Consider the following 19,195-nt stretch of genomic DNA (forward strand, 5'->3'; position numbering starts at 1 on the left):
AATCAACTGATCACAGGTAAGTTAAAAATGCCGACACAGAATCAGGCTCCGCTTTCCGTTCTGGAGCAAAAAGATGCCTTTATAGCGCGTCACATTGGACCTTCCGCAGCCGAGCAACAAGCGATGCTTGCTGAGCTTGATGTAACTGACATGGATCAGTTGATCAGCCAAACTGTGCCTGAGTCTATCCAACTCAAAGCACCAATTGGCCTTCCAGAAAGCCGCTCTGAAGATGAGGTACTTGCGTACCTTAAATCCGTTGCACAGAAGAACAAAGTAAACACATCGATGATCGGTATGGGTTATACCGACACGATCGTGCCAAACGTTATTCTACGTAACGTATTGGAAAATCCAGGTTGGTACACTGCGTACACGCCATACCAGCCAGAAGTTTCTCAAGGCCGTTTGGAAGCGATCCTTAACTACCAAACAATGGTGCTAGACCTAACAGGCCTAGACCTAGCCAACGCTTCTCTACTGGATGAAGCAACCGCTGCCGCTGAAGCGATGACGCTATGTAAGCGTATGTCGAAAGCGAAGAAAGCGAACACATTCCTAATCGATAGCAATGTTCACCCGCAGAGCATCAGCGTTATCCAAACACGCGCTGAGCCTCTAGGTTACGAAGTTATCGTCGGTGACGTAAGCGAGTTGATCGATCAACACGAAGTATTCGGCGTACTAGTTCAGTACCCGGGCACGTGTGGTGAAGTAAATGACTACGCTGAGCTAATCGAAAAAGTTCACAGCAAAAAAGCTCTGTTCTGCGCAGCTGCAGACATCATGAGCTTGATCATGCTGAAATCACCAGGCGAGCTAGGTGCAGACGTTGTATTTGGTTCTGCTCAGCGCTTTGGTGTACCAATGGGCTACGGTGGTCCACACGCGGCATTCTTCGCAACACGTGATGCTTACAAGCGTTCTGTTCCTGGCCGTATCATTGGTGTTTCTGTTGATACACGCGGTAATAAAGCACTGCGTATGGCGATGCAAACACGTGAGCAGCATATCCGTCGTGAGAAAGCGACCTCTAACATCTGTACTGCTCAGGTTCTACTTGCCAACATGGCAGGCTTCTACGCGGTTTACCACGGCCCACAAGGTCTAAAAACAATCGCTAGCCGCATCAACCGTCTAACCACGATTCTTGCGAAAGGCATACAGGCTAAAGGCGTTCAGCTACTTAATAACAGCTGGTTCGATACCCTATCTATTCAGTTAGATAACGCTGAAGAGGTTTACCAAGCAGCACTAGATGCTGGTATCAACCTACGTAAGATCAGCGATAACAAGCTGGGTATGACCTGTGATGAGTGCACTAACCGCGACATCATCAACACCCTATGGGATTGCATCCTAGGTGCAGGTCACGGTCTAGACCTAGATAGCATCGATGCAGAGATCTCCGCATCGGGTGAAACATCATTTGATGCTGCACTAGTGCGTGAATCAGAGATTCTTCAGCACCCTGTATTCAACAGCTACCACAGCGAAACAGAGATGCTTCGCTACCTTAAGAAGCTGGAAAACAAAGATATCTCCCTTGCTCACAGCATGATCGCGCTTGGCTCTTGTACGATGAAGCTAAACGCTACGGCTGAGATGATCCCAGTGACATGGCCTGAATTTGGTCAGATCCACCCGTTCGCACCAATGGATCAAGCACAAGGTTACAAGCAGCTAATCACTGAGCTAGAAGATCAGCTAAAAGAGATCACTGGTTTTGATGCGATCTGCATGCAGCCAAACTCTGGTGCACAAGGTGAGTACGCGGGCCTATTGGCGATCCGTGACTACCACAAGTCAAACGATGAAGCGCACCGTAACATCTGCCTAATCCCAACATCTGCACACGGGACTAACCCAGCATCAGCAGCACTGGCTGATATGAAAGTGGTACTAACGGCATGTGATGAGAACGGTAACGTAGATGTCGCTGACCTGCGCGCTAAAGCAGAACAGCACAAAGATGACCTATCTTGTTTGATGATCACCTACCCATCTACACACGGTGTATATGAAGAAGATATCCGCGAGATCTGCCAGATCGTTCACGATAACGGTGGTCAGGTTTACATGGATGGTGCCAACCTAAATGCTCAGGTAGCGATCAGCCAGCCAGCAGAGATCGGTGCAGACGTATCGCACATGAACCTGCACAAAACATTCTGTATCCCACACGGTGGCGGTGGTCCAGGTATGGGCCCTATCGGTGTTAAAGCACACTTGGCACCATTTGTGGCGAACCACCCAGTACAACAGATCGAAGGCCCTAAAGCTGAGAACGGCGCAGTATCTGCTGCACCTTGGGGTAGCGCATCTATCCTACCAATCTCTTGGGTTTACATCGCACTTATGGGCGGCACTGGCCTTCGCGCAGCGACTGAGAACGCAATCCTAAATGCTAACTACCTAGCCAAGAAACTAGGCGAAGACTTCCCTGTTCTTTACTCTGGTCGTAACGGCCGTGTTGCACACGAGTGCATCATCGACATGCGTCCACTTAAAGAAGCGTCTGGCATCACAGAAGAAGACGTAGCTAAGCGTTTGATGGACTTTGGCTTCCACGCACCAACAATGTCCTTCCCTGTGGCAGGCACATTGATGATCGAGCCAACGGAATCTGAATCCAAAGCTGAACTAGATCGCTTTATCGAAGCGATGAGCACAATCCGCGAAGAGATTCGTCAGGTTGAAGCAAATGAGATCGACGGCGAGAACAACCCACTGCGTAATGCGCCACACACCATGGCAGACATTATCGATTCTGAGTGGAACCGCCCTTACTCGCTTGAAACAGCAGCCTTCCCTGCTGATCACCTGAAAGGCAGCAAGATCTGGCCAACGGTAAACCGTATCGACAACGTATACGGCGACCGTAACCTGTTCTGTTCTTGTATTCCGGTTGAAGATTACGCAGAGTAAGTAGTGTAACTGAAAACAAAAAACGGGCCTGATGGCCCGTTTTTTTTGGTCTTTTCAGCTCAACCTGCTCAGTAGCTTTAAAGTAATACGCTGAGTTTATCTTTCATCTTTTCTACTGGGATCTCTTTAGTCAAATGACTCCAAGAAACTCTAATAGATCCTGAAACCCTATCAGCATCTAAGCCCATCGCAGTCAAAACATGCGAGGGTTCATAGCTATTGGATGTACAAGCTGAGCCGTTAGATACAGCCACAACCTCTTTTAGCATCAGCATCGCAGCTTCTGAATTGACTCCTGGAATAGCAAAATTAATAACATATGGGGACGTATTATCGCCAATTACCTCTCCACCAACCTGCCCTACAAAATCTAGCATCTGCTGTTTAAGTTCTTGCGCATGCTGTTTCCAGCTAAAGCTTTCACTTTTTGCTTTCTGACATGCCATTCCCAATCCAGCGATCAGAGGAGCAGCCAGAGTTCCAGGCCGTAATCCGCTCTCTTGCCCACCGCCAAACATAATCGGAGCAAGTGGTAATTTCAGCCCATCCCTTCTACGAGTCACTAATGCACCAATACCCTTAGGAGCATAGATTTTATGCCCACTAATACTAATCATATCAATTCTATGATTTTCTAAACCTGCATTCATCTTCCCAAAGCTCTGCGCAGCGTCTACATGAAAAAACGCTTCATGGAAGCTAAGAAGCTCACAAAAATGCTCAATCGGTTGGATACAGCCTGTTTCATTATTAATATGCATTAGTGATACTAAAAGGGTGTCATCCCTAAGAGCTGACTCAAGTTCCTGTGGATCAATAAGACCGGATACTCCAGGAGTGAGATATGTAACCTCAAAACCTTTAGTTTCAAGGTACTCACAAGGTTCTAAAACAGCCTTATGCTCTATCGCAGATGTAATAATATGCTTCTTGCCAACTTCATCCGCATATTTAGCCAATCCCAAGATAGCAATATTATTACTTTCAGTTGCACCACTAGTGAAAATGACTTCAGCCTTTTTAGCATCAACCAATTCAGCAACGCTAGCTCTAGCTTTCTCAACTACTCGTTTAGCATGAGCGCCAAACTCATGTGTACGGCTTCCAGGGTTCCCAAACTCCTCCACCATCATTTTATGAACGACTTCGGCGACTTCAGGAAGTACAGGTGATGTAGCATTGTAATCTAGATACTGAGGCATGATTTCACTTATTAATTAGTGTGAGACATTACACAAGCTGTAGTGTACTATAGCGCCACCTTGTTCGTAAGAACAAAAATCGAACAACACGAACATAGAGATCCAACAAGATCATGTCTCAGATTGTTGCAGGGATATCGTTTCCAGCCATAAAAGGCACACAAGCAGGTGAAGAATACTTCATTGTCATGTGCCCTCTTAAAAGACTAAAAAGCATCTTCAACCTCGATGAAGGTCAACTTCCTGTCGATAAACGGGCTCAAAGGATTATCAATGAAGACCGAATCCCGGGCATTGTAAACTATATTCTTGATAACAGAGATGATTATGTTTTCTCTGCTCTGACCGCATGCATAGAAGGCGATACCAACTTTGTTTCTGTCGGTACAAACAAGCACGAACAAAAGATAGGCACACTTATCATCGATGAAGATGCCAATCTATTTATTACTGACGGTCAACATCGTCATGCAGCTATAACTCAAGCACTCAATGAAGACCCATCACTTGGCGACGAGACGATTTCTGTAGTTTTCTTCGCGAACAAGTCGCTTAATCAGAGGCAAAGAATATTCAAAGATTTGAACCTATACCCTGTTAAAACTGATTCTTCACTAAGCATTACCTATGACGATAAGCCAGACGCCAAGCTATCCAAAAAAATTGTTTTTGATAGCGAAAAACTAACAAAGTTAGTTCATATGGAGAAAAGCAACCTGGGTCCCAGATCCAAGAAGCTGATCAGTCATAGTGCGTTAAACAGAGCCACCAAAAAACTGTTGGGTTCCATAACTGAAGATAATTATGAAGAACTAACCCCGATAGCATCTGAGTATTGGCATGAAGTACTTTTCAATATTCCTGCGTGGCAGCTCATTTGCAATGATGAAGCGTCTGGTGGAGAGCTAAGAGAGGAATCGATTCACTCTCATGCGGTCACCTTCCACGCCTTGGGCATGCTAGGCAACTTTTTGCTGAACAATGACGATAATTGGAAAAAAACACTCAAAGGTTTAAAGCAAATTAACTGGTCAAGAAAGCACGAAAACTGGGCAGGAAGATGTGTCATAAATGGATCTATGTATAACAACGATCGTGCAGCAAAACTTACATGCTCAAAAATTAAAGAACTGTTAGGCATCGCGCTATCAGATTTAGAACGGCAGTCAGAAGAACAATTATCTAGCGAGAAAGACTAATGGAAGTAATCCAGACTTCAGAACCTAAATCAGCTTTTACAAAAAGCGGCCTAAAGGCGTCTATCGCTCAGAAAATTGATCAGATAAAAGCACTGTATTTGAGCGATAGTATCCCTTGGGTAATTGGCTATAGCGGCGGTAAAGATTCAACAGCTATTTTGCAGCTCACGTGGTTTGCCCTGCAAGAACTACAAAATGAAGGTAAAGCTAGCAAACAGGTTCATGTTATTAGCACCGACACATTGGTTGAAAACCCAATAGTTGCGTCTTGGGTCGGGCAATCACTGACTAATATGAATGCAGCAGCCAGAGATCAGAATTTGCCGATTATTTCGCATCGGCTTACACCTAAGATAACGGATCGATTTTGGTTCAATTTAATTGGTAAAGGCTATCCTGCTCCAAGGGCAAAATTTCGATGGTGTACTGATCGTTTAAAGATATCACCATCAAATAACTTCATTCAAAACATGGCCGATAGGAATGGCGAAGCGATCTTAGTACTCGGCACGCGGAAAGCAGAAAGCTCAGCCCGTGCAGCGAGTATGGATAAATATGCCAACCTAAAAACCAATACCCGTAAAGCACTGGGCCTTTCAGAAAATAAAACCCTAGAGAGGGTTTGGGTTTACACGCCTATAGAAGATTGGTCTAACGATGATGTATGGATCTATCTAAATAGCTTTCCAAATCCTTGGAATTTCCCTAACCATGATTTGATGGGAATGTACCAAGGAGCCACAGAAGGCGGCGAATGCCCCCTCGTGGTTGATAAATCGACTCAAAGCTGCGGTGATAGCCGCTTTGGCTGCTATGTCTGCACCATGGTCTCAGAAGATAAGTCAATGAACGCGATGATCGCAAACGATGACGATAAAGAATGGATGATGCCACTGGTGATGCTGCGGAACGAGATAGAAATAAACGACCCGAGCCATAGCAAAAAACTGGATAAGTTGAGAAGAGATAAAGCCAATCGTGACTTCAGACGAATGAACGGGCGGTTAACTGTACATGTGACAAAAAATGGCGCTGATTTAGTACCAGGCCCATACCTACAATCATTCAGAGAACACATGTTAAGAAAGGTGTTGGAAGCCCAAGTTGCAGTCCAGAAAATGGGTCCCCCTGAAGTTCAAGATCTTGAATTGCTAACAATTGAAGAATTAGAAGCGATCAGACATGTGTGGCTTGACGAAAAACATGAAGCTGAAGATAGCCTGCCTAAGATTTATGAACAGGTAATTAAAAAGCCCTACCCCGGAAAACCTAAAGCTCATCACCCCATTATGAACGGTGAAGTGTTAGCTAAACTCAAAACCCACTGTAAACAGCAAGGCGATACTGACGGTTTGCTTTATCAGCAGATGCGAGCCGTGATGAGTGTAGCCAACAAATATCGTAATCAATTGCGCAGAGCAAAGTTGAAAGATGAACTCAACGATGTCATCGATAAAGGCGCCTTCGACTCTTTATTCGAAGCTAAGCAGTTCGCTCTTGAAAGGGAGCGTCATCGCCTACAAATTGAGCTGACAAACAACATACAGTTAACAGAAGAAGAAAAGGAAGCGATTGAAGAAAAGATCGCTATTATCACTAAATCCATTAAAGAAGATGGCTACAGTTCGTTGTTGATAGAAACGGTGGAAAGCGCTTAATGATCCTTAAATCACTTACAATCGAAAACTTCGGTATTTACAAAGGATCACATACCGTTGACCTATCCGTTTCAGAAGACAAACCCATCATACTCTTTGGCGGGTTAAATGGTGGTGGAAAAACAACTTTCTTAGATGCACTACAACTTGTTTTATATGGCAAGCATGCAAGATGCTCCAACCGTGGGCATCAAGCATTTGGTACTTACCTCGCCAGTACAATGAATCGATACGCCGATTCCTCAGCTGCTGTAAACCTAACACTAGAGTTTACCCACAGAACAGACACTGCTGAACAACGATACAAGATTCAAAGAAGCTGGATAGTCGCAAAACAGGTTGAGAATACAAAAGATAAAGTACACGTTTTCTGTAACGACGAGCATGATGCATTTATTAGCTCTAAATGGGATGAATTTGTTAACGAGTTTATTCCCCAAACGCTATCGGACCTGTTCTTTTTTGATGGCGAAAAAATCGAAAATTTAGCTCACCCAGAAAGAAGCTCGGAATTGATCCAAACAGGTCTAGAAAGCTTGTTAGGGCTAGATCTGTTAACCCAATTGCATGCCGACTTATCAAACATCGAACGAGAGCGTAAAACCGCTAATATCGACCAAGCGATTATTCGAAAAGTATCTGATTGCGAAGCTGATATTGGTGAGCATGATGCCCAGTTAAAATCACTGCGCAACGAAATCGCTGAATTAGATGAAGAATCAAGCACACTGAATATACGGATCAATAAGGTTCGTCAAAAAGTGCGTGACACAGGTGCCCACCTGATTGAAGAGCGAGATAGAATTAAATTTGAACTAGGCGCGATTGACCGACAGCTAAAAGATAATCTTCAACAGAGGGTCAAACTTGATGCAGGAGCAGGGCCGCTCGGTTTAATAAGTGGACTGCTTGCTGAAGCAGAGCAACAGATACAACTTGAATCTAAAGCAAAACAATCCAGTTCTTTTGATCAATCAGTACATACCTATGAAGAACAAATACTAAAAGTCCTTAATCAAGGGCAAGTTGACAGTTCAACTCAAGCAGCGATCAATGCACTGATTGATGAAAACAGACAACAGCGTAAAACCTTTGCTAATACAGACTGTTACATCAACCTTCCGGATAGCATTTTTACGGGTTTAAACGACCGGATTAGTACAGAACAAGCTGAGCGCGAAAAGCTATTGAAACAACGTGCTGACCTGAAAGAAAGGCAAGCTTTATTTGAGAAACAAGAAGAGGCTATACCTGATTACAATGATGTAAAAGATGTCTTAACAGAGCTAGCAGTCCTAGAGGCTGAACTCAACAATAAACAGACGCTACTTGAACATAAGCATAGAATGCTGGAACAAGCCTTGGCTAAGCGCGATGTGCTTAACACTCGCTATACCAATCTTCTGACTCAACAAAATAAAGACACCTTCGAACAGAAACGATCATTACAGGTCAGCGAACATATAGACAAGCTGAAAAGCACTATGCACAGCTTTGCTAAAACGATGATAAAAGAGAATATTCAGCTACTAGAGCAGAAGATTGCCGAAAAATTTATTGCGCTTACGCGTAAAGACAACCTGATCAGCTCAGTATTAGTGAATACCGACTCCTTCGCTTTGACTCTATTAAGCAGAGAGAACGAAATTCTTTCACCTGAACGGCTATCTGCAGGCGAAAGACAACTGCTGGCCATCGCTATCTTATGGGCATTAGCAGAAGCTTCAGGCAAAGAGTTGCCAACGGTAATAGACACGCCATTAGGTCGTTTGGATGGGAAACACCGTAGCAAACTTATAGATAACTACTTCCCTAACGCGGCCAAACAAGTGTTACTTCTTTCAACAGATGAAGAGATCACTGGGCAGTACTATCAAAACCTAAAGCCTGCAATTAGTCGTGAATATCAAATAGCTTTCAACGAACCCGCTCAAACATCTACAATCTCAGAGGGCTACTTCCATGCATAGTCATCACAACACCGTTGAAATCATTAAGCTGTCTGAGAAACAGAAACAGCAGCTGATACGTCTAAAAACGAAAACAGGTATTGATAACTGGAACGTACTCTGCCGCTGGGCACTGTGTATGTCCTTGGCAGAAGATTCAGTACCCCCAATGGAAGACATTCCATCAGACAGCAATGTAGAAATGAGTTGGAAAGTCTTTGCAGGCGAATATGCAGATGTCTATTTAGCAGTGCTTAGGCAAGCCTATGAAAAACAAAAAGCACACCTTGATGATGTGCTTTTTAGTGAATTTTTTAAGCTACATTTGAATAGAGGGATATCATTCATTTCGAATTCTAAGTTATGAAATTCAAATCTATACCTTTACAGGTTATATAGTTTTCCCTATGAATATCGTATAAAGATAAATGATTATGCATTAAGTTCAATTTTACCTTTCATAGCTAGTGCCATAAAAGCTGCTGAGTAACACATATCATAAGCCGTTGGTTTCCTACCAACTTCACCAGGCTTATTTTTATGCTCTTTGTGCAATTCGGTTATTACCTCAACAAGCTTATTGATTATCTCTTCTAAAAGCTCATTGGGGTCCATCAACCATCTAATCTCCCCTTTATTCCACGAATCCATGCTTAAGTTTGCCCTGAAAGCTGAAAGCATCGGATATAACCACCCCTGAGGAATATAGCCGCCAATTTCACCATTTGAAAATACCGCAGGTTTCTTATGCGGATCGGAACCTACACGATTATGGTTTGAGGTGTTTTTTATCTTGTAATAGCTAGTAATAGTTGCACACCTCTTCTGAATTTCATCAGATAAAATCAGGAATTCATCCATTTTCTTGATAAGCTTCGAGTAAGCACCATTATCAATATCTATATCTTCGCAGTAACGATTAAGAATTTTACTTTTGTTCCCAAAAATATCGTTAGGGTGTTTGCCCCCAGCAGGATATGAAGACAAATCAAAGCAAGAGAGAATGTGTAAAACATCAAGAATGTCTACATCGCCATCATCACCACTTGCATAGGCAATCGAACTTGCACCTTTCTTACCTTTCATGAATTCTTTGATCGGTTCAAACTTTTCTCGAAGGTCATTAAGACTAGTATCATCAACCTGTAAATTTTTATTTAAACCTTCAGCTAATTCAACAATATCATCACTTGGAACATTCATATAAAGGTGCAAACGCACAAATGCTCCTCCTTTGTAAGAATTAGAATCCAAGACTTGCCTTATTGCACTAAACGTATGCCCTCCATTCACAATGCCGTGACACTTGGGTTCTGTCAGCTCGATTTCAACAGAATGTCTATCTCCAGGCACACGCTGGGAATGCACTTCATCGACTAATAAATAAATGCCTAGGTTTTTAAGGCTGAATAGCTCTGGTTCATCTTGGAGAGTCTTCACGATGGACCTAGATACTGAACCACTTAACTTCCCACCTTTTGTGTACTTTGGACTTCTAGGGTTTACTTCCATCCAATCGACTAACCCTTCAGGTAAATCTTCAATTTTCACAAACAATGTGCCCAGCTTTACATTTTGACTGCTGCTATTGGGTATTCTAAGGGTCCTATAATCTTCACATTCAATAGTAAATTTCAAATCAAAATCCTCTTAACGATCCAAAGATGGTTTCTCTAAAGCTAATTAGGTTTAGAGGATGAGGAAGGAACTCCTTACTCATCAAAAAAGGGGGAGAAAACTCCCCCAACGTTCCGTTTAGTTAGCTTGCTTTGATATAACTACATTTTTATCAGATTCTTTGCTGATTTTAAATTTGTAGTTCTTACTAACATACACCTCTTTGCTACCATCAGGTGCTGATACCTCACTCGATCGCTCTTCAACAGTAAAATCTGTGTCTAAGCTGAATGAAGAAGATGCTTGAAACGAAAAAAATGTCATTGCAATTAAGGCAGCGATGACAACGCCTTTAATTTTTGAGATTTTCATTGAAAATGTCTCCATAAAGGCACCAGACAGAGTTAAAAAAAGTCCATTTGGCGCGTTGTAATTTCCCGAAAGTCATTTGAGTTCCGGATATGGCATAGAGCCGTGCTTGCCCAGCCCTATGTTTCTAAGTTTCCTTAGAAATCTTTATGAAAATCTCTTCTATTCTGTATCAACTCTCGCACACTGAATCCTAACCAGCTTACCTTCCGATTTAAGGTAAGCATCCCCTTTGCCATTTAGCACTTCGGCACCCAGATCATCCAAAATAACGCGGCTCTCGGTGCCATTTTTCACTCTAAGGGCTAATTGTGCAGGAAGGTTAGATCGTAAATTCGTACTTATAACATCACCACTTGGTTTTTGCGTGGCGATAATTAAATGAATACCTGCAGCACGGGCTTTTTGCGCTAAGCGCTTAAGTTCGGCTTCAATATCCTTTTTCATCTCTTTATCTGATGTCAGATCTGCATATTCATCTAACACCAAAACCCACCATGGTATCTGCTCGCCTGGGCTCGCTTTAGCGTTATAATCAGGGAGCGACCTTACACCTGCCTGTTTAAAAATTGAGTAACGATTCTGCATCTCCTCAACCGCTTCAGATAACAGCCTCAATGCATCTTCATCATCCCAGCCAATCTGACCAAGGAGGTGGGGATACTTTTCAAAATCGTTTAACTCAGTGCCCTTGGGATCGATCAGCATCAGCTTCAATTCAGAGGGAGAGTAATGCTCGCATAAGCCATAAAGAATGGTATTGAGGGCTTCAGATTTACCACTACCAGTAGTGCCACCAATCAATAGGTGTGGGCAGTTAGAAGATGAGAAATTTATCTTCACTACATTGCCATAGCGGTCTTCACCTAAAGGGACTTCTAGGTTATTGCTAGGCCTTTCCCATAACGGCCAGATATCATGCTGATCGACATAGTAACGCTGGCTATCACTTTTCGGAACATCAATGGTTACACACCCTTTATCTATCGCAAAACCCACCTCTTGTTCTTGCTCTAATTTTAGATCGAGCTTAAGTGCCTGTGATTTTTCGAACAGTTTTTTAGGATCAGTTCCTGGATTTAACTCGACTCTAAACAGAATTGAAGCTGGCCCTTCTACATAAGGGCATTGTTCACTGGGCTGAGATACCGGAATACTGTAACTGTAATAGCAATCAATAATCTGCTGATATAAATGCTGAAGCTCACTCTCAGGCATTTTCTTACGCTCAGATTTAGATTCTAGCTTCGCAGGTGTCTCAGCCACTTGAGGGTACACTTCCTCAGAAGCATGTAAGTCAGCTTGTGTATCTATATAACTTACAACAGGTAACTCCGCTATATTCGTTTTTACAACGCCTTCGACTTGGTTATCTACCAAAGCTACTTCAGTTTCACCATCAAGTATGTATTCTTTATCAATGAAATACAGAGTGGAAGGTTGGAGTTCCTCAAACAAATGTTGCATAGGTGTTTGTAACAGCTTATTTATATTACCTGTTGAATGAGTTAAATCCCCTGCCGGCAGCTCGATTTTAAGCACGCCTTGTGTAGGGGTGAAGTTAGCTTTGGTGAAGTTAGAGTCTTCTACGTTCACAAACAAAATAGCTTCTGGGAATTCAACTAACTCGGCAAGGCCATAATCACCTTGAAGCCACCACGCGCTATTAACAGTGAGTTGATCAAAGTAGTTTGTGGGGTAAACATTGTAGAGCTTGTACTTATCTATCTGCATCAATATTTGACGGATAAACAGCCCACGGTAGAGATGGCTCGCTAGAGTATTCTGCCCTAACAGCTGCTCAAAATAACGTTTAAGCTCTTTAGCTTGCTCAACCCCTTTGCTGTGAGTTTGTCTCTTCCCTGTCTTTACTTCTACAGGCAGCAGTATCAATTGTTCGCCTTTGAAACCAACAAACAAGATGTCATCAGAAATTTTTCCCGATTTGATTCCTTGCGCAAAACGAGAGAAATCACTTTCGGACATTTTTAAACCCAAGTTGCCCGAAACCCTAATAATCTCAGCAATAGATAAAGGCACCCAGGTAATATCGGAGTTTTTGAGCAAACAACTGACATACTTATAGGCACCTAAAACGCCTCTTTTCTCTTTACGTTCTTTACTGTCAGCTGTAACGAGATTTAGCAGCCATTCACCGTTGAAAGCATTAAACTCATCAATAAGCCCACCATGATCAGCCTCCAGCACTTTATGATAGAGATCAGTCTGTTTTGTTACAGTAATCGCGTCATAATTGACTGAATTCGTGTAGTTATCTGAGTAATGAATCAGGACGACATCCTTTTCGCCTTCGAAGAAATCCAAGGTTACTTTAGGGTCAATGATCGTTGTCCAAATGGAGTTTTGGTAAGACGCTTCTAACAAACTTTTAAAGCTGTCTGTAACAACCAGCGCCTGAGATTTCCCCTGTGTATATTGTTCATGGTTTTGCCTTGCGGGCTTAACCAGCGCACTATATTTTTCGATAAGAGCAAGCTGTGGAGCTTCGGTTGTATCGACTCCGTTCAAGCCAAATGAGGTATAAAAGCTACCATGATAGTTAGTAGCGGTTTCTCCCGGCATTAAGCCGTGACAAACCACACCACTTTTCTGTTTATGCACATCAACATCTGTTGCTTTTACCCGCTCATTGTTCTTAAAGAAACAAATGTGTGCATATTCTTGCGATTCGTTTAAAGCTGAAATTTGATACTTACTATAAGTTAACCGCGTACGAAGTAGATTGATAATCGAGTCAGCTTGCTGCTTTATAGACCCTTTATTAAGTTCACAAAGTTCTTTTAACTCTTCGATATTAACGGCATCGGAAAATCGATCGAACCAAGAAATGCAGCTATCTTCATCGTAAAGGTTCACATGGATACGCGTAACCTTGTCTTTCTTTTTCTTCACGTAGTCAATCAGGCCAAGAAAAATTTCACGGTTTTCCTGATTGTTAACAGAGTTAATCCTTAACGTAGTTTTGCTACCCGTAACAAATAGACCTTTGAAAGCAGCACTGAATTTGTCAACTTTATCAGCAACTAAAGAGCGAACGTACTCGTAGCTACTGTCCTGCTGGGGAATAAGCTTTGACCAAAAAGCATTCTCTTTCTCAGCTGTATTGTAGGAGAACTCATACTTTTCATGATAGACAAAAGGAAGTAGACCTTGAGCACTTAACCGTTTGATAGTGACGGGAGGTATATCTTTAAAGCTGCGAGCCTCTGACTTGTCAACGGTTAGTCGAGTCGCAACATTTAAGTTATAAGCCAATACAGATGGATGGAAAGGCGTAATGTATTCCTCAATCCCCCTTTGCTCTTCAAACTCTGCAAAACCTATAAGCACAAGTCGTTTATGCTTAAGGCTCAAAGGAGAATCGTAAGGGATTTTGGCTATCTCGCTTATGTAGACATCTACAAGCGAAGTAACAATTTCTCTAAGCGACGTATCCCAGCCCGCAAGACTTAATAGTGTTTTATGACTGGTTAAGTAATCGAAAAGTTTCTTATATTCAGCAAACAATCCGGGGAAATCGTGCTCTATTGTAGAAAGGTAAACATTATCGGCATTACATCGCTTACTCAGGATTTGATCATCCAACAATAAAGATTCATATTGCAACAAAGCAAGACGCCGTGCTTTCGGGGCTATCTCTTTTGCGTCCAGCAAAACCTTAAACTTGTTGCGATTGAATTGTCCGTTATACCCGTCTTCAAACAAGTAGTTGAAACGCCCTTGGTCTAGCAACAAAGGCAACGATAAAGTATCTGTTGATACCTCACCTTCGACGTTGAAGGTTAAACAACTGTATTTCCCCTGGACACTAAACTTAACTTCATCTTTCTCTGAAGCTAACTGAGCAAAGTCCACTTTTCCACACTCAGCACTACTGACCGTTTGATCATTTTCAATGAGGCAATTGCTATTAGTTAGTTCACTTATAACTAAAGAGTTCTCACCAGTCTGTAAAGTGACCCATTTCTTAGCCGGGTCAATTAAATAACTATGTTTAAAGCCATCGATATAAAAATCATCTGCCCGTAACGCTAGAACCTTGAACCGATGTATCTCTTTAGACTTGCCTGGCTTGACTTCAAGAGCGAAGAAACGGGCTTCGCCATTGAAGACACTTGTTAGGACAACCCGGCTCCGTTTACCACCGCTATTATTAATTGCAATTTTGACGTCAGGTTGTCCATTATTATGCTGTACACGACAATGAGCCTTCTCTATTCGCCCATTTAGAAAGGTAAATTCAAGATTTAGTTCCGATTGATCTGGTTCTAGTAATAGAACAATATGACGCTCTCTTTGACCCGTCTTAGTATCTGACTTCCCTTTATAGAGCAACTCGCCCGCAAGACTAGATTCCTTTTCAAGTTCGAGAAAACTACCTCGGTTCTTCTGTTGCTCTGTATCACATTCGCCAATATCTAAGCTTTTTCGCCATTTATTAGGTTCATCTTCGGGGAAGTGTTCCTGGATAAATCCTTCACTCAAATCAAGCGCGGTCAGCTTATCAATCAATTCATTAGGGAAATGCTCGGTGATAAAGTCTATTTGATCTGTAAGTCTCCTGTTATCTTTAAGCCTTTCCTTGATACTGTCCCGGTTTTTATTTTCTAAAAGGTTTTTATCACTAAGCAAACGTAATTCATTAAACTTAATCTCACCATTTAAAGCGTGGTTATAGAATGCTTCAAACCCCAAAACGGTTGATTGTTCTTCTACTATAAGTTCTAACTGTTCGTCTAAAAGGCACGCCTTAACATCATACCAAGGATCAGATTTATCCAACTTATTTAACAAACCATCTTTGATGACTTCCGGATGCCATATACGCTGCTGCTGCGTAACATCCTCAGCAGAATTGATCAGGGTATCTAACAAAGAGTTATGTATTACCAATAACGCATAACCTTTCAGAGGCCCATGAAGAGAGGACACTTCATCTCGGAGATGAGAAATAAAGTTTTCAGAACAGCCATCAGAATCCTCACTATGAAAAATGGGTAACAACCGCACATTGTCAACGTTAATACAAGGAAGGGTCGTTCCCTGAACTGTTACCGTCGAATGACTATGCTTAATAAAAGCTTGATAGAGCTGATATCCATTTAAACTGTCAGGAGATCGAAATTGATATTTACAGCCGGCTTTGAATTCACTCGTAATCCAAGTATTAAAGTGATCGACAAGGAAGCCCTTAAATTGTTTTGCTGACATAGACTGCATCCCCGCTATCACTCATCCTTTCAACATTTCCCATTCTTTCATAGAACTCAACAAGCGCTTGCTGGCTTTGCTTGTCAAAAAAAACGCCCCGTAATTCAAATTCTTTAATCAATTCATGAAAACGGAGCTGTTGACGTTCACCTATGGCTAGGTTTGTTAGGAGAACGATATAGTCTTGATTGAAAGTTAAGACCTGACCAGATTGCCCCCTTCGCTGGATGAAAGGACCACAAATGGCTTTAAGCATTCCCCTAACGGCTGTCTGATTGTAAGTTGTTAAGTTCCCGTGAGCCTTATCGAATTGTAAATAAGAGAGGTTTAACAATTTATCCAAAGCTTCTGTAACACTCTCTGAGCTTTCACAAGTTACCGTTTCCTTATAATTATTTTTCCTTTTTTCAAAAAAATCATTTGCAAAATCATTCAACTTATTTAAATCAAATTCAGATTCTCGAATACATTCAGCCAGCAACCATAAAGGAACAACCTCACCTTTTTTTTGTAAGGCTTCATTCATTGCCAGATAAGGAAACAAATAACTCAGATGTTCATTTAATTGTGAATAACCATAGCTTTTAACATTAATTCTTTCTCGGCTGGCCACCTCAGAATCCATAATAAAAAAGCATGGTTTTGATCGGGGCTCCATATCTTTCCACGATCTAATATTGAGAGCCATTTGAGAGACATATAAAAACCCATACAGCCTCAATAAGTCATAAATCTTTTCAGAGAAATACCTCGGATTTCTATTCAAAAAACAAAGATCACGTTTAAAAAAATCTGTCAAATATGGAAGATAAGGTGTACTAGATTTACTCTCATCTTTCTGTTCGAAGCTAATTTTATCAAATTCATACTTAATAATTTTATCTAAGAAATTTAAACTCGACTCATTTGAAGAGTCCAAACAAAAACCATTTAAGAGATTTTGCAGCATATCCCCTAATTTTTTACTATTTGCATCAATAGTTTTATCAGCCGACTTAAGAGCCATAAGCTCAGGAGCAATTTCAAATATATAATCATTCTTGAAATACATCCCCTCTATATGTGACCAGAATTCACGATCATCCAGTACTGAGAAAAACCTCTCTTTACACGCATCTCTAAAGTCATCAGTATTTAACGATCTAAGGTCCCTCGCATAGGCGCTACGTGTGAAGTAGCCAAGTACTGAATCCCAACAAAACTTATAGTGTTTATCTTTTGTACGAATTATCGGCAGAAAAGTACTTAAACTATTATTTACAGGGACTTCTAACTCTGTCTTAAGCACTTTCAACCTCACTTACTTCAATATCTTCGTCATCAATTCTTTTTAGCTCGAACTTCCTTTGCCCAGCGTTCATCTGAAGTTCATGAGACTTATTTGCTACCTTTATGAGATCGGCAGCAAGTTCATCTAACAGCACCACTGAGTTTTTATCGTGTCTATTAGGTCTATAACCTTCAATAATCCCTTTCATAAGACCTAGAAGGTTAATATTTATCGGGAATGGTCTTATCTTTTCTTCATTGACGGTTATAAAAGCATGGAAATAAGAATTGGACTTAAAGCTTTCGGTTTTTATTTCCTCAAGGTTTGGCTGAATATCTAATGTTGAAAAAACTTCATATCCATTAACACTCGAAATCAAGAACTGGTCCTTTCCTACCACTCTCACATTTCTATTAATATATTTTCTGACAGCTTCAACAATAGTTTTCTTATAAAAACCTTGTAATTTTTTTCGATCAACTTTATCACCACTATAGCTCATATGAAGTTGATAACATTCAACATACTGATCAATTAGCGGTTCTGAAAAGTCGTCACTAAAATTAAAATGATAATTATTAGAAACATCATACTCTTTAAAAACATAAAATAATCGCAAGAATGAATGTGAATCTGATAATTTATCTATACCGAGTGAGCTTAAGCTCTTCTCAAAATTCTGAAAATCAGGTCCTGTTAAGCCTAGGCTATAAGCTAATATAAACCTATCAATCTCTTGAGTTCGAAAATTAGCAGGATCAAAATCCACAATTTTTTCTGCTAATTCATTATCGAAACCCAAAAAAAGATTATCAAAAAGGTACTTAGGGCCCGCTACGAGTCCAAATAGAAAGTCCAGTAACGCTCTAGCCGTAATAAATTGATCTCTTACTAGTCGAACCTTAAACAGAAGTTTTAGTATCACCTTCTGCACTTCAGGAATACTCAGCAATTCATAGTTTGCAAAGAGTATCCGGTTCTTCGAGTCGGTGGATCGCTTCTTATCTTCTTCGAAAATATCCCTAAGCAGGTTACCTTCTGATTTAGTAAGGCGTTTTAGTATTTTCGCTGGAAAATCAGCTCTAAAACCTTCGTCGTCAATTACAAATTTCGGATAATCCTCGAAGTTAATGAAAACAAACTCGTCGTCATAACTGTTATTCTGAAGATACTTTTTAATATTGCTCTGGATAACTGTATTACTACCGCCCTCAGCATAGTTACCCAGCATGCCGGTGTTTATCCCTAAAACAAGAGGAGTATTCCCCCTCTGGTAGTCTTCGAAGACCCTATCTAGGGTTTGGATGGCATTTTCATTAGGCGCAAAGCTGTGAGTCGCATCAAGATGGAACTTAATCTCAGAATTTAATAGCCTCTTACACCTTGTTAGAATTTCTGACTTGCCATCTCCGCTACTCCCACACAAAAAGATAATCTTCTTGTTCTGAGGCTGCAACGACTGAATGGTAGATAGTACCTTCTGCTCGATAGGCATCTCTATATAAAGCTGATCTTTGATCTGCTGGTAGATGCTACCGGTCTCTTGGACCGCCTCTGTCGATACTGCATAAGGAGAAGATTTCGAGAGTACTGAAAGCCCCTCGAGGAAACTAATTCCATGTGTCATGAAACACCTATTATTACTGCGCGTAGTAAAAGTTGTTACTACACTTATATCCTTTTCATTCGATGCTCTAAGATACGACAAAAAATGTCAATTAACTCTTTGAAAATTAGAACCTTTTATCTATAAAATGCCCCATATTAACTA

The 19,195-nt window shown here is 41.3% G+C and carries 11 protein-coding genes; 5 read left to right on the forward strand and 6 right to left on the reverse strand.

Translation table 11 applies throughout. The features are described from left to right. Positions 1–27 precede the first annotated feature (27 nt). On the forward strand, positions 28–2,928 hold the full coding sequence (gene gcvP / locus ACMXYV_RS11950) for an aminomethyl-transferring glycine dehydrogenase (RefSeq protein ID WP_415888710.1): 2,901 nt from the start codon (positions 28–30) through the stop codon (positions 2,926–2,928). Between the two features lie 77 nt (positions 2,929–3,005). Here the strand turns inward: gcvP and dndA are convergent, their stop codons facing one another. Beyond that, positions 3,006–4,130 (reverse strand): cysteine desulfurase DndA, encoded by a 1,125-nt coding sequence (gene dndA / locus ACMXYV_RS11955; RefSeq protein WP_415888711.1) that lies wholly within the window; start codon positions 4,128–4,130, stop codon positions 3,006–3,008. Positions 4,131–4,243: 113 nt separating this feature from the next. On the opposite strand from dndA, the gene dndB reads away from it, so the two are divergent. Genes dndB through dndE form a run of 4 tightly spaced genes read left to right on the forward strand, consistent with a single transcriptional unit; the run spans position 4,244 to position 9,303 of the window. Continuing rightward, entirely contained in the window at positions 4,244–5,329 is a 1,086-nt protein-coding gene (gene dndB, locus ACMXYV_RS11960) for a DNA sulfur modification protein DndB (RefSeq protein ID WP_415888712.1), read from the forward strand. Beyond that, positions 5,329–6,987 carry a DNA phosphorothioation system sulfurtransferase DndC gene (gene dndC, locus ACMXYV_RS11965; protein WP_415888713.1) on the forward strand — a complete coding sequence of 553 codons (1,659 nt, stop codon included), beginning with the start codon at positions 5,329–5,331 and terminating at the stop codon, positions 6,985–6,987. Before dndB ends, dndC begins: the two co-directional genes overlap by 1 nt. Further along, positions 6,987–8,957, forward strand: coding sequence for a DNA sulfur modification protein DndD (gene dndD / locus ACMXYV_RS11970; protein ID WP_415888714.1), 1,971 nt, complete (start codon positions 6,987–6,989; stop codon positions 8,955–8,957). The genes dndC and dndD overlap by 1 nt, the downstream gene beginning before the upstream one ends. Next, positions 8,950–9,303, forward strand: a complete 354-nt coding sequence (gene dndE / locus ACMXYV_RS11975) for a DNA sulfur modification protein DndE (RefSeq protein ID WP_415888715.1) — start codon at positions 8,950–8,952, stop codon at positions 9,301–9,303. Before dndD ends, dndE begins: the two co-directional genes overlap by 8 nt. 65 nt (positions 9,304–9,368) lie before the next feature. Here dndE and ACMXYV_RS11980 read toward each other — a convergent pair whose 3' ends face one another. From ACMXYV_RS11980 to dptF, 5 genes are all read right to left on the reverse strand, one after another. Then, entirely contained in the window at positions 9,369–10,574 is a 1,206-nt protein-coding gene (locus tag ACMXYV_RS11980) for an AIPR family protein (RefSeq protein ID WP_415888716.1), read from the reverse strand. A gap of 117 nt (positions 10,575–10,691) precedes the next feature. Then, positions 10,692–10,925 (reverse strand): hypothetical protein, encoded by a 234-nt coding sequence (locus ACMXYV_RS11985; protein WP_415888717.1) that lies wholly within the window; start codon positions 10,923–10,925, stop codon positions 10,692–10,694. 159 nt (positions 10,926–11,084) lie between these two features. Next, entirely contained in the window at positions 11,085–16,154 is a 5,070-nt protein-coding gene (gene dptH, locus ACMXYV_RS11990; protein ID WP_415888718.1) for a DNA phosphorothioation-dependent restriction protein DptH, read from the reverse strand. Next, positions 16,135–17,442 (reverse strand): DNA phosphorothioation-dependent restriction protein DptG, encoded by a 1,308-nt coding sequence (dptG, locus tag ACMXYV_RS11995; RefSeq protein ID WP_415888719.1) that lies wholly within the window; start codon positions 17,440–17,442, stop codon positions 16,135–16,137. Before dptG ends, dptH begins: the two co-directional genes overlap by 20 nt. Next, positions 17,435–19,051: a DNA phosphorothioation-dependent restriction protein DptF gene (gene dptF, locus ACMXYV_RS12000; RefSeq protein WP_415888720.1), complete on the reverse strand. Its 1,617-nt coding sequence runs from the start codon at positions 19,049–19,051 to the stop codon at positions 17,435–17,437. Before dptF ends, dptG begins: the two co-directional genes overlap by 8 nt. Positions 19,052–19,195 lie beyond the last annotated feature (144 nt).

The organism is Neptuniibacter sp. SY11_33, from assembly GCF_047778025.1.
Classification (GTDB): domain Bacteria; phylum Pseudomonadota; class Gammaproteobacteria; order Pseudomonadales; family Balneatricaceae; genus Neptuniibacter.

Coding starts and splice junctions, on each gene's coding strand:
- dndA (WP_415888711.1), bottom strand. CDS start 4,130: ATGCCTCAGTATCTAGATTACAATGCTACATCACCTGTACTTCCTGAA.
- dndB (WP_415888712.1), top strand. CDS start 4,244: ATGTCTCAGATTGTTGCAGGGATATCGTTTCCAGCCATAAAAGGCACA.
- dndC (WP_415888713.1), top strand. CDS start 5,329: ATGGAAGTAATCCAGACTTCAGAACCTAAATCAGCTTTTACAAAAAGC.
- dndE (WP_415888715.1), top strand. CDS start 8,950: ATGCATAGTCATCACAACACCGTTGAAATCATTAAGCTGTCTGAGAAA.
- dndD (WP_415888714.1), top strand. CDS start 6,987: ATGATCCTTAAATCACTTACAATCGAAAACTTCGGTATTTACAAAGGA.
- gcvP (WP_415888710.1), top strand. CDS start 28: ATGCCGACACAGAATCAGGCTCCGCTTTCCGTTCTGGAGCAAAAAGAT.
- dptH (WP_415888718.1), bottom strand. CDS start 16,154: ATGTCAGCAAAACAATTTAAGGGCTTCCTTGTCGATCACTTTAATACT.
- ACMXYV_RS11985 (WP_415888717.1), bottom strand. CDS start 10,925: ATGAAAATCTCAAAAATTAAAGGCGTTGTCATCGCTGCCTTAATTGCA.
- dptF (WP_415888720.1), bottom strand. CDS start 19,051: ATGACACATGGAATTAGTTTCCTCGAGGGGCTTTCAGTACTCTCGAAA.